At 72.5% G+C, this 11,072-nt stretch carries 12 protein-coding genes; 6 read left to right on the top strand and 6 right to left on the bottom strand.

The window, feature by feature from the left end; all coding sequences use genetic code 11:
* The first annotated feature begins 78 nt into the window (after positions 1–78).
* Together KUM38_RS34790 and KUM38_RS34785 are read left to right on the top strand one after the other, a co-directional pair.
* A complete protein-coding gene (locus KUM38_RS34790) occupies positions 79–585 on the top strand; it encodes a DUF4291 domain-containing protein (protein ID WP_217135659.1) in 507 nt (168 codons plus the stop codon).
* Between the two features lie 162 nt (positions 586–747).
* A complete protein-coding gene (locus KUM38_RS34785) occupies positions 748–1,488 on the top strand; it encodes an SDR family NAD(P)-dependent oxidoreductase (protein WP_217135526.1) in 741 nt (246 codons plus the stop codon).
* A 25-nt stretch (positions 1,489–1,513) separates the two neighbouring features.
* On the opposite strand, the gene KUM38_RS34780 is transcribed toward KUM38_RS34785, so the two are convergent.
* The 3 genes from KUM38_RS34780 to KUM38_RS34770 all read right to left on the bottom strand — a co-directional run bounded on the left by KUM38_RS34780 (position 1,514) and on the right by KUM38_RS34770 (position 3,347).
* The gene (locus KUM38_RS34780; protein WP_085570927.1) at positions 1,514–1,693 is read right to left on the bottom strand and encodes a hypothetical protein; all 180 of its coding nucleotides are present in this window, start codon (positions 1,691–1,693) and stop codon (positions 1,514–1,516) included.
* 139 nt (positions 1,694–1,832) lie between these two features.
* On the bottom strand, positions 1,833–2,708 hold the full coding sequence (locus tag KUM38_RS34775) for an undecaprenyl-diphosphate phosphatase (protein ID WP_217135524.1): 876 nt from the start codon (positions 2,706–2,708) through the stop codon (positions 1,833–1,835).
* A 168-nt stretch (positions 2,709–2,876) separates the two neighbouring features.
* Positions 2,877–3,347, bottom strand: a complete 471-nt coding sequence (locus KUM38_RS34770) for a helix-turn-helix domain-containing protein (protein ID WP_217135522.1) — start codon at positions 3,345–3,347, stop codon at positions 2,877–2,879.
* Positions 3,348–3,462: 115 nt separating this feature from the next.
* Here KUM38_RS34770 and KUM38_RS34765 point away from each other — a divergent pair, with 115 nt between their 5' ends.
* On the top strand, positions 3,463–4,632 hold the full coding sequence (locus KUM38_RS34765) for a thiolase family protein (protein ID WP_217135520.1): 1,170 nt from the start codon (positions 3,463–3,465) through the stop codon (positions 4,630–4,632).
* A gap of 16 nt (positions 4,633–4,648) precedes the next feature.
* Here KUM38_RS34765 and KUM38_RS34760 read toward each other — a convergent pair whose 3' ends face one another.
* Positions 4,649–5,422, bottom strand: a complete 774-nt coding sequence (locus KUM38_RS34760) for a TVP38/TMEM64 family protein (RefSeq protein WP_217135518.1) — start codon at positions 5,420–5,422, stop codon at positions 4,649–4,651.
* 49 nt (positions 5,423–5,471) lie between these two features.
* Here KUM38_RS34760 and KUM38_RS34755 point away from each other — a divergent pair, with 49 nt between their 5' ends.
* From KUM38_RS34755 to KUM38_RS34745, 3 genes are all read left to right on the top strand, one after another.
* Positions 5,472–6,200 (top strand): DNA alkylation repair protein, encoded by a 729-nt coding sequence (locus tag KUM38_RS34755; protein ID WP_217135516.1) that lies wholly within the window; start codon positions 5,472–5,474, stop codon positions 6,198–6,200.
* Between the two features lie 306 nt (positions 6,201–6,506).
* The gene (gene tuf, locus KUM38_RS34750) at positions 6,507–7,676 is read left to right on the top strand and encodes an elongation factor Tu (RefSeq protein WP_217135514.1); all 1,170 of its coding nucleotides are present in this window, start codon (positions 6,507–6,509) and stop codon (positions 7,674–7,676) included.
* Between the two features lie 73 nt (positions 7,677–7,749).
* The gene (locus tag KUM38_RS34745; protein ID WP_217135512.1) at positions 7,750–8,595 is read left to right on the top strand and encodes a spermidine synthase; all 846 of its coding nucleotides are present in this window, start codon (positions 7,750–7,752) and stop codon (positions 8,593–8,595) included.
* Positions 8,596–8,651: 56 nt separating this feature from the next.
* Here KUM38_RS34745 and KUM38_RS34740 read toward each other — a convergent pair whose 3' ends face one another.
* The gene (locus KUM38_RS34740) at positions 8,652–9,953 is read right to left on the bottom strand and encodes an MFS transporter (protein WP_217135510.1); all 1,302 of its coding nucleotides are present in this window, start codon (positions 9,951–9,953) and stop codon (positions 8,652–8,654) included.
* A 60-nt stretch (positions 9,954–10,013) separates the two neighbouring features.
* Positions 10,014–11,027, bottom strand: coding sequence for a hypothetical protein (locus KUM38_RS34735; RefSeq protein ID WP_217135508.1), 1,014 nt, complete (start codon positions 11,025–11,027; stop codon positions 10,014–10,016).
* Positions 11,028–11,072: the final 45 nt, after the last annotated feature.

Here is an 11,072-nt window from a genome sequence, read left to right as displayed (position 1 = left end):
ACATGGTACGCGTAGTGGCAGATCGGTGTTGTCGTTTTGATGACTCAAGGCTTCAAGTGAGAGGAGACACGAGGCCGCATTGATCAGAGCCCACTACCACCGGAGCAAAAGGTCTGCGAACGCGCCTTGACATGGATCAAGCCGTCGTTCCTGTGGATGATGTACCGCTGCGGGTGGGGCACCAAGAAGGACCAGGAGACCGTGCTGGCCGTGGAGATCAGCCGGGAGGGGTTCGTGTGGGCGCTGCGGAACGCGTGTCTGTCGCACTACGTGCCCGCCCTGCACGGTGACGGCGGCACCTGGAAGCGGGAGCTGCGGAAGGCGCCCGCGCGGGTGCAGTGGGACCCGGAGCGGGATCTGCGCCTCGACCCGTTGCCGTACCGCTCGCTCCAGCTGGGACTCGCCGGGGAGGCGGCCGCGCGGTACGCGGACGAGTGGATCGTGGGCATCGAGGACGTGACACCGCTCGCCACGGAGATCCATGGCCTGGTGCGCGAAGGGGAGCTCGACCGTGCGGCCGGGCTGCTGCCCGAGGAGCGCCCCTACCCCCTCGACGACGACGTGCTCGCGCATCTGAGAGCCTGAGGATCTTCGTCCCGCGCTCTTCGTCCCGCGCTCTTCGTCCCGCGCTCTTCGTCCCGCGCTCTTCGTCCCGCGCTCTTCGTCCCGCGCTCTTCGTCCCGCGTTCTTCGTCCCGCGTTCTTCGTCCCGCGTTCTTCGTCCCGCGTTCTTCGTCCGGAGGTATTCATGAAGCGTCTCGTCACGGTGGTCACCGGCGGCAGCCGGGGGATCGGTGCCGCGACCTGTCTGCGGCTCGCGGCGGAGGGGCACGACGTGGCGGTGAACTACGTCCGGGACTCCGCGGCCGCCGAGGACGTGGCGGAGAGGGTGCGGGCGGCCGGGGCGCGGGCCGTGACCGTGCGCGCGGACACGGCCGTCGAGGCGGACGTCGAGCGGCTCTTCGAGGTGGCGGAGCGGGAGCTCGGACCGGTGACGGGGCTGGTGAACAACGCGGCGGTCACCGGGCCGCTGGGGCGGTTCACCGAGGTCGGGACGGACACCCTGCGACGGGTCGTCGACGTCAACCTCATGGGGACGCTGCTGTGTGCGCGGCGGGCGGCGCAGCTCATGACGCCCCGGGGTGAAGGCGTGATCGTGAACATCTCCTCGGGAGCCGCCACCCTGGGCAGCCCCGGTGAGTTCGTGCACTACGCGGCGACGAAGGCCGCCGTCGACGCCCTGACCCTCGGCCTGTCCAAGGAGCTCGGTCCGGACGGCATCCGGGTCAACGCGGTCGCGCCGGGCGCGATCGACACGGAGATGCACGCCGCCATGGGAGCCCCGGACCGTGCCCGGGAGATCGCCGGGAACGTTCCGCTGCGGCGGGTGGGACGGGCCGAGGAGATCGCGGCGGCCGTGGCGTGGCTGATGTCGCCGGACGCCTCGTACACCACGGGGGCGGTGCTGAGGGTGGCGGGCGGGCGCTGAGCCGCGCCGCGAGGGCGGTGGAGGGTCAGGCCGCCTTGACGACGCGGCCGCGGATCGCCGCCGCCCACTCGACCACCAGCAGTTCGTACTGCTCGCGCTCCTGGGCGGACAGGGACCCGCCCGCGCGCAGCCACAGCGCGCGGATCTGCTCGTTGACCTCGGCGGCGGACCGCGCGGAACCAGGGGTCACTAAATCGGGGGACATGCGGACAAGCCTAGGGCCAGGGACTGACAGCGCGCTACCGGACGGCTACGCGCACCGTATGTCTTCGGTCACGTGCCCGGGTCACGTTCCCTCCCCGGGGTCGTGCTCCCGCCCCGGGGCCGCGTTTCCGCCCGGGGGGTCAGCCCGCCGACTCCGCCGCGTGCGGGCTGAGGGCGCCCGTGGAGACCAGCACGATGATGACGATGCCGAGCGCGATGCGGTACCAGACGAACGGCATGAAGCTCTTGGTCGAGATGAACTTCATGAACCAGGCGATCACCGCGTACCCGACCGCGAAGGCGATGACCGTCGCGAAGAGCGTCGGGCCCCAGGAGACGTGCCCGCCCTCCGCCGCGTCCTTCAGCTCGAAGAGGCCGGAGGCCAGCACCGCGGGGATGGCGAGCAGGAAGGAGTAGCGGGCCGCGGCCTCGCGCCGGTAACCCATGAACAGACCGCCGCTGATGGTGGCGCCGGAGCGGGAGACACCCGGGATGAGGGCCATGGCCTGGCAGACGCCGTAGATCAGACCGTCCTTGACGGTCAGGTCCCCGAGCTCCTTGCGCCGCTTGGCCACACGGTGCCGGCCGCCGCTCTCGTCCCGCGCCGCGAGACGGTCGGCGACGCCGAGCACGATGCCCATGCCGATCAGCATCGCCGCGGTGAGCCGCAGGTCACGGAACGGACCCTCGATCTGGTCCTTGAGCGTCACCCCGAGCACACCGATCGGGATGGAGCCCACGATGACGAGCCAGCCCATGCGCGCGTCCTGGTCGCGGCGCATCTCCTTGTTCGTCAGCGAGCGGGTCCAGGCCGACAGGATCCGTCCGATGTCCTTGCGGAAGTAGATCAGGACCGCGGTCTCCGTGCCGATCTGGGTGATCGCGGTGAAGGCCGCGCCCGGGTCCTCCCAGCCGGAGAAGGCCGCGGTCAGCCGCAGGTGCGCGCTGGAGGAGACGGGCAGGAACTCGGTCAGCCCCTGGACGAGTCCGAGGATGAGTGATTCGAACCAAGACATGAGGTAGCGGAGTCCAAGTGCCGATCGTGGGACGGGCGACGGAGCGCACCGCACCGCTGTGGGCGGTGATCGATGATCAGGTGCGCCGAGGGGGAAGCGTAGCGCCCCAAGATGACAGCCCCGACACAGGGGCTTCACGGCCGCGCGCCCTCGGCGGGAAGTGGCGGCTCAGGCCGTCGTCGGGCCGCCCACCGTCCAACCCGGCGCCTGCGGATGCGAGGTCAGGTCCTCGTGCCGCGCCTCGTCGCCACAGGCCCGGCAGGTGACGACCGGGACGAACTCGTTGCCGCAGACGTGCTCGAGCACCATGGGCAGGTCGCCGTCCTGGTGCAGATGGCGGTCGCCCCACTCCTTGAGGGTCAGCAGAACGGGCTCCAGCTCCAGTCCCGCCGGGGTGGGCCGGTACTCGAAGCGCTGCGGGCGCTCGCTGTAGGGGTGCTTGGCGAGGATCCCGGCGTCGACCAGTCGCCGCAATCGGGTGGCCAGGATGTCGCGCGGAGCGCCGATGTTGCGCACCAGTTGGTCGAAGCGGCCGTTGCCGAGGCACACCTCGCGCAGGACGAGCAGCGAGTACTTCTCGCCGACCAGGGCGAGCGTGTCGGCGATCGAACAGGGGCGCGGGTCTTTGGAGGCGGCCATACGACCGAGTCTAGGGGAGGGTTTGTTTTTCCAACTCGAAGGGCTATGGTGAGTTCGGATTTCCTACTCACTGGTACGTCGTCCTGAACCGGTCCCGGCCAAGGAGGCCCGCACCATGCGTGACGCAGTAGTCGTCGAAGCCGTACGCACCCCCATCGGCAAGGGCAAGCCGCAGGGCGCCCTCGCCCACGTCCACCCCGTGGAACTCCTCGCCCACACCCTGCGCACCCTCGTCGAACGCTCCGGTGTGGACCCCGCGCTGATCGACGACGTCATCGGCGGCACCGTCGACCAGGTCGGCGAGCAGGCCATGAACACCACCCGCTACGCCGTCCTGTCCGCCGGCCTGCCCGAGTCGGTGCCGGCCACCACCGTGGACCGTCAGTGCGGCTCCTCCCAGCAGGCCGTGCACTTCGCGGCGCAGGGCGTCATCTCCGGCGCGTACGACCTCGTCGTCGCCTGCGGCGTGGAGTCCATGAGCCGGGTGCCGATGTGGTCCAACGTGCCCGCCGGCCAGGACCCCTTCGGCCCCGGAGTCGCCGGGCGCTACCCGGAGGGGCTCGTCCCGCAGGGCATCAGCGCCGAGCTGATCGCCGCCAAGTGGTCGCTCACCCGCGAGCAGATGGACGCCTTCGCCGTCTCCTCGCACCGCAAGGCCGCCGCGGCCTGGGACGCCGGACTGTTCGACGCCGAGACCGCACCCCTGGACGGCGTCACCCGCGACGAGTGCGTACGGCCGGACAGCACCACCGAGACCCTGGCCGGTCTGCGGTCCGCCTACCACGACCCGGTCTTCGCCGAGCGCTTCCCGCAGATCGAGTGGAACGTCACCGCGGGCAACGCCAGCCCGGTCAACGACGGCGCCTCCGCCGTGCTCATCACCTCGAGCGAGACCGCCGCCCGCCTCGGCCTGCGCCCCCTCGCCCGGCTGCACAGCTTCGCCGTCACCGGATCCGACCCGCTGCTGATGCTCACCGGTGTCGTCCCGGCCACCGAGAAGGTGCTGCGCCGCGCCTCCCTGTCGCTCGACGACATCGACCTGTTCGAGGTCAACGAGGCGTTCTCCAGCGTGGTCCTGGCCTGGCAGCAGGAGACCGGCGCCGACCTGTCCAGGGTCAACGTGCACGGCGGCGCCATAGCCCTCGGCCATCCGCTCGGCGCCAGCGGCACCCGGCTGACGACGACCCTGGTCCACGCGATGCGCGAACGCGGCGCCCGTTACGCCCTGCAGACCATGTGCGAGGCCGGTGGCCTCGCCAACGCCATGGTGCTCGAACGCGTCTGACGCACCGCCGGCCGGCTCACCGCCCGCGCAGCCGGTGCCGCTTGCGCCACGCCACCACCGCGCCCGCCAGGCCCGGTACGGCGATGCAGGCCAGCGCGATCAGGAAGGCCGGGGACGTCGGCGTCGACGCGCGGGCGCCGGCCACCACGTAGGCGGCGGTGTTCGGGATCGAGCCGAGCGCCGTCGCCAGCAGGAACGGCAGCAGGCCCATGCGGGAGACGGCGGCGCAGTAGTTGGAGGCGGCGAACGGGATGCCCGGGAACAGCCGGGCCGCCAGCATCGAGCGGAAGCCGTGCCGGCTCAGCTGGTCGTCCGCGGCCTTCAGCCAGCGTCCGCGCAGCAGCGGACGGAGCGCCTCCTGGCCGAGCGCCCGCCCCAGGCAGAAGGCCAGCCCGGCGCCCAGCACCGTGCCGCCCAGCGCCCCAGCCAGGCCGAGCTGGGAGCCGAACAGCGCGCCGGCGGCGAGGTTCAGCAGCGGGCGCGGCACGAACGCCACCGTGCACACCCCGTAGGTCACCGCGTACGCCACGATCGCCGCGGCCCCGCCGAGCCGGTCCGGCCAGCCGTCGGTCAGCAGCCGCTGCGGCTCGAAGGCCAGCATCAGCGACGCGGCGGTGAGGAGCAGGGCGACCAGCAGGGACAGCCGTGACCACGGCGACAGCAGGACGCTGACGCAGCGGGCGGCGAATCGTGTGGCGGGGGCCGGCGGGAGCGGTACCGCGAGGTCCGTGGCGGTGGCCCGGGGAGAGGCCGTGGCGGTGCCCCCAGAGCGGGTGGTGGCATCGAGCATCCGGTGACACTAACCGACATATGTGTGTGATCGCCGTAGTGTTCGTCTCATGCGCGTCACAGAGGACGGTACGGCGGCACCGCGTGTGCCGGACAGTCCGCTCGCCGACACGGTGCTGGAGCGGCTCACCGCCACGTACGGGCCGGCGGCCGACCCGGAACGGGCCGTGGCGATGCGCGCCTACATGAAGGACGTCGCCCCCTTCCTCGGCCTGACCACCCCGGTCCGCCGCGCCCTGTCCCGCACCGTCGTGGAGGGACTGCCCCGCCCCGGCGAGGCCGACTGCACGGCCGTCGCCCTGCGCTGCTGGGAGCTGCCCGAGCGCGAGTACCAGTACTTCGCCGTGGACTACCTGCGCCGCCACGTACGGCACTGCTCCTCCGGTTTCCTGCCCGTCGCCCGGCACCTCGTCACCACGGTCCCGTGGTGGGACACCGTCGACCTGCTCGCCGCGCACGTCGTCGGGGCGCTGGTCGCCGCCGACCGGAGCCTCACCGCCGAGATGGACGAGTGGATCGGCGACGGCGACCTGTGGCTCGCCCGCACCGCCCTGCTCCACCAGCTGCGCCACAAGGAGCGCACCGACACCGCGCGCCTCTTCGACTACTGCCTGCGCCGCTCCGGCCACCAGGACTTCTTCATCCGCAAGGCCATCGGCTGGTGCCTGCGTGAGTACGCCAAGACCGACCCCGACGCCGTACGGGCCTTCCTGGCGCGCGAACAGGGACGGTTCGCGCCGCTGTCGGTGCGGGAGGCGCTGAGGAACATCGGCGCGTAGCCGCCCGGCTCCCGCACCCTCGCGGAAAACCATTCGACGCGGGGCGGGGCGTCGGCAATGATCGACACCATGTTCCGGTACGCCTTCCACCTCGCAGCATCCGCGGTCGCGGATGCCCCGAAGGCTGCCGTTCCCGCTCTCCTCGCCGCCGTCGACGGCGCCCGAAGCTGACCCTCCCCGGATCGTCCGGCGGACCCCCCAGGGGGAGGGTCGGCCAGGTTCCTGGGGTCCCCGTCCCGGCCGCGCGCCGATCCGCCGCGCCCGGGGCCGTCACGCGTCACCACCGAGAGGCTTCGAGGTACCGCCATGTCCAAGACGGCGTACGTCCGCACCAAACCGCATCTGAACATCGGCACGATGGGCCATGTCGACCACGGCAAGACCACCCTGACCGCCGCCATCACCAAGGTCCTCGCCGAGCGCGGCTCCGGCAGTTTCGTCCCGTTCGACCGCATCGACCGGGCGCCGGAGGAGGCCGCCCGCGGCATCACCATCAACATCGCGCACGTCGAGTACGAGACCGACACCCGGCACTACGCCCACGTCGACATGCCCGGCCACGCCGACTACGTCAAGAACATGGTCACCGGTGCCGCGCAGCTCGACGGGGCGATCCTCGTCGTCTCCGCGCTCGACGGGATCATGCCGCAGACCGCCGAACACGTGCTGCTCGCCCGCCAGGTGGGCGTGGACCACATCGTCGTGGCGATCAACAAGGCCGACGCGGGGGACGAGGAGCTGACCGACCTGGTCGAGCTGGAGGTCCGCGACCTGCTCTCCGCGCACGGCTACGGCGGCGAGTCCGCGCCCGTCGTACGGGTCTCCGGGCTGAAGGCGCTGGAGGGCGACCCGCGCTGGACGGCGTCGATCGACGCGCTGCTCGACGCGGTGGACACGTACGTGCCCATGCCCGAGCGGTACCTGGACGCGCCGTTCCTGCTGCCGGTGGAGAACGTGCTCACCATCACCGGCCGGGGCACCGTCGTGACCGGCGCGGTGGAGCGCGGCACGGTTCGCGTCGGCGACCGGGTCGAGGTGCTCGGCGCCGGGGTGGAGACCGTGGTGACCGGCCTGGAGACCTTCGGCAAGCCCATGGAGGAGGCGCAGGCCGGCGACAACGTGGCGCTGCTGCTGCGCGGGGTGCCGCGCGACGCGGTGCGGCGCGGGCACGTGGTGGCCGCGCCGGGCAGCGTGGTGCCGAGCCGGCGCTTCACCGCGCAGGTGTACGTGCTGTCCGCCCGCGAGGGCGGCCGTACGACACCGGTGTCGACCGGGTACCGGCCGCAGTTCTACATCCGCACGGCGGACGTCGTGGGCGACGTCGACCTCGGCGAGGCGGCGGTGGCGCGGCCCGGGGACACGGTCACCATGACCGTGGAGCTGGGACGGGACGTGCCCCTGGAGTCCGGGCTCGGCTTCGCCATCCGCGAGGGCGGCCGCACGGTCGGCGCCGGCACGGTGACGGCGGTCGGCTGAGCGGCGGACGGCCGCCCGCTCCCGGACAGGGGGCGGGCGGCCGTCCGTACGGACGACGGCACACAATGGGACGGTGAGCGAGCCCATCCCCGTGACCCGCGTCGTCGATCACGGCACCGCCAAGCTGATGCCCGACGTGGACCGGGAGCGGGCCTGGCTGCTCACCGTCGACGGTGCGCCGCAGTCGTACGTCGACCTGGACGAGCCGGCGCATCTGGAGTTCGAGTACACCCGGCGGCTCGGGCATGTCCTCGACACCGTGGCGGAACCGGGGCGTCCGCTGGACGCGCTGCACCTCGGCGGCGGGGCGCTCACCCTGCCCCGCTACCTGGCCGCCACCCGCCCCGGTTCCCGGCAGCACGTCGTGGAGTTCGACCGGGGACTGCTGGAGCTGGTCGCCGAGCACCTGCCCCTCCCCGCCGACGCCGATGTCACGCTGCACGCGGCGGACGCCCGCGCCTGGCTGGAGACGGCCCCCGACGACAGCGCGGACGTCCTGGTCGCCGACGTCTTCGGCGGCTCGCGGGTCCCGGCACACCTGACCTCCGCCGCCTACGCACAGGAGGCCGCGCGCGTCCTGCGGCCCGGCGGGGTCTATCTCGCCAATCTCGCGGACGCGGCCCCGTTCGCCTTCCTCCGCTCCCAGATCGCCACCCTGGGCACGCGGTTCGAGGAGCTGGCGCTCATCGCCGAGCCGGGAGTGCTGCGCGGCCGCCGCTTCGGCAACGCGGTCCTGGCCGCCGCCCACCGGCCCCTGGACATCGCCACCCTGTCCCGCGCCACCGCCGCCGACGCCTTCCCGGCCCGGGTGGAACACGGGGCCGCGCTGCGGGACTTCGTCCGCGGCGCGCTCCCGGTGCGGGACGAGGACGCCGTACCGTCACCCGAGCCCCCCGCAGGGGCGTTCGGCATCGGCTGACGCACCGTCCGGGCCGGCGCCGCCGGCGTGGCGGGTCCGGCGGCGCGGACCGCGGTTCAGTCCCGCGGCGATTTCCCGAGTTCCCCGAGGGGGCGTCCGGCATCGGCCGGTGCGGTGGACGCGCCGGTGACCCGGTGGGTCCGGCGGCGGAGATTGCGGACGTCCGGAACGCACAGCACCGCCGCCGTGACGACCACGACCAGCGCCGCGCATCCCCACAACGCCTCCGGGCGGCCGAACGCCGTCTCCGCCGGGCCCGCCAGGGCCATCGCCGCCGGCACCAGCGCGACCGAGCCGAACCAGTCGTACGCCGAGACCCGGGACAGCTTCTCCTCCGGTATCTCCTGGTGCAGCGCGGTCATCCAGGAGACGCCGAACACCTCCAGCGACACACCGGTCACGAACATCACCGCGCACAGCACGGCGACCGGCACCGGCACGGCGAGCGCGGCGGACGGCAGGGCCAGCGGGAACACGCACAGGGTGCCGGCGAACAGCAGACGGCGCGGCTGCCAGCGGGTCATCAGCAGCGCGCCCACCACCGTGCCCCCGCCGAAGAACGCCAGCGCCACGCCCCACGGACCGGCGCCGCCCAGATGGTCCCGGGCGACGAGCGGCCCGTAGACCGCGTCGGCCGCGCCGACGACCGCGTTGGCGACGGAGAACTGGACGACGATGCCCCACAGCCAGGGCCGGCCGGTGAACTCCCGCCAGCCCTCCTTCAGATCGGCGAGCATGCCGCCGCCGGGGGCGCGCGGCGGTATGTGCCTCACGTCGAGGAACGCCCGCAGCGCCGCCGCGACCGCGAAGGCCGCCGCGTCCGCCGCCAGCACCCAGCCCGGCCCGATCGCGGCGACCATGGCCCCGCCCAGCGCGGCGCCGCCGAGCGTCGCTCCGTGCATCGCCATCCGGAACACCGCGAACGCCCGGCCGGCCTGCTCGCCCTCGACCGAGGACAGCAACATGCCCTCGGCGGCCGGGCTGAAGAACGCATGACCGGTACCGCCGAGCGCGCTGAGCAGCATCATCTGCCACAGCTGTGCCTCGCCCGCCAGGACGAGCGCCGCGAAAGCGGCCTGCGAGACACAGTTCAGGGCGTTGGCCGAGACCATCACCCGGTGGCGCGGCAGCCGGTCCGCGACGGCACCGCCGATCAGCAGGAACAGCACCAGCGGCAGGGTGCGGGCGGCGGCCACCAGCCCCACGTCGCCGCCGTCGCCGCCCGCCTCCAGCACGGCGAACGCGGCGGCGATCAGCGCGCCGTGACTGCCCAGGTTGGTCACCACGGCGGCGGCGGTCAGCAGGGAGTAGTTGCGGCCGGTCCAGGCGGGACGGCGGCGGGATGCGGTGGTCGGCACCCCGTGACTATCGCCGGGCCGGGGCCGACTTGCCAAACGGGATGCCGGCCCCCGGACCTGCTAGGACTCCGTCGGCGCTTCCTCGGTGAGGCGCACCGTGCTGAGGATCTTCTGCACGGTCGCCTCCGGGATCTCGTCCTTGACGCCCCTGGCGCCGTACAGGTTCCAGGTGACGAAGTCCCCGGCGCCGTTCTTGAAGGCGAAGGTGATCGCCTTGCCGTCGCTGTCGCACTTGCCGTTCTGCGGCGTGTTCTCCGAACGCGCCGTGGCGACGTGACCCTCGATGCCCGACGCCGTGGTGTACGCCTTCGGCTTCTCGTACGTGAGGCTCTTCTTGTCGGGCTGTGTGTACCCGCCGTAGATCCACCACGGGACCCGGGTCTCGGCCGCCTCCTGGGTGGTCTTGGCGCCGGTCTCACCGCGGGTTCCGGCGGTGGCGAGGGCGGTGTCCTCCTCGCGGCCGTCCTTGTTGGCGTCGCTCGTGCACCACTTGGACTTCAGATACGCGGGGGCGGTGACGGTGGTGCTGCTCAGCTCACCGTCCTTCTCCTCCCACTCGAAGCCCACGCTGGTGCCGGGCGTCTCGATCTCCCAGTCGGCCGGGACGTCGAACTTGGTGCCGAAGCGGGTGTTGACGACGACCTGCCAGCCCGGAACGGTCGCCTTCTCCTCCTCGCCGCCGCGCGGGTTGTCGTCCGAGGCGGAGGCGCTCGGTTCGGCGGAGGTGTCCTTGGACACGGTCGCGGTCGGCTTGGCGTCCTTCTTGCCGTCGGCCTCGTCGTCCTTGTCCCCGCCGAGCACCAGGAACCCGGTGACACCGGCGGCCACGACCACGGCCGTCGCCGCCACGATCGCCACCAGCTTCGTCCGGTTCCCACCGCCCCCGCCCTGCGGTGGCTGCGGGCCGCCCGCCACGGTCTGCGCGCCCCACCCCGGCTGCTGCTGGTACGGGTTCGGCTGCTGATAGCCGGGCTGCTGGTACGGATTCGGCTGTTGGTACCCCGGCTGCTGCTGGTACGGGTTGTCCGACTGCGGGTTCTGCTCGCCCCCGGGCGGCTGCTGTCCTGGCCACATGGGCAGCAACCCTAGCCGCGCCAGGGACACGATTGGGTCACCGCC

This window comes from Streptomyces sp. AC558_RSS880 (assembly GCF_019049255.1).
Classification (GTDB): domain Bacteria; phylum Actinomycetota; class Actinomycetes; order Streptomycetales; family Streptomycetaceae; genus Streptomyces.
This window is presented reverse-complemented; position numbering and strand designations above follow the sequence as displayed.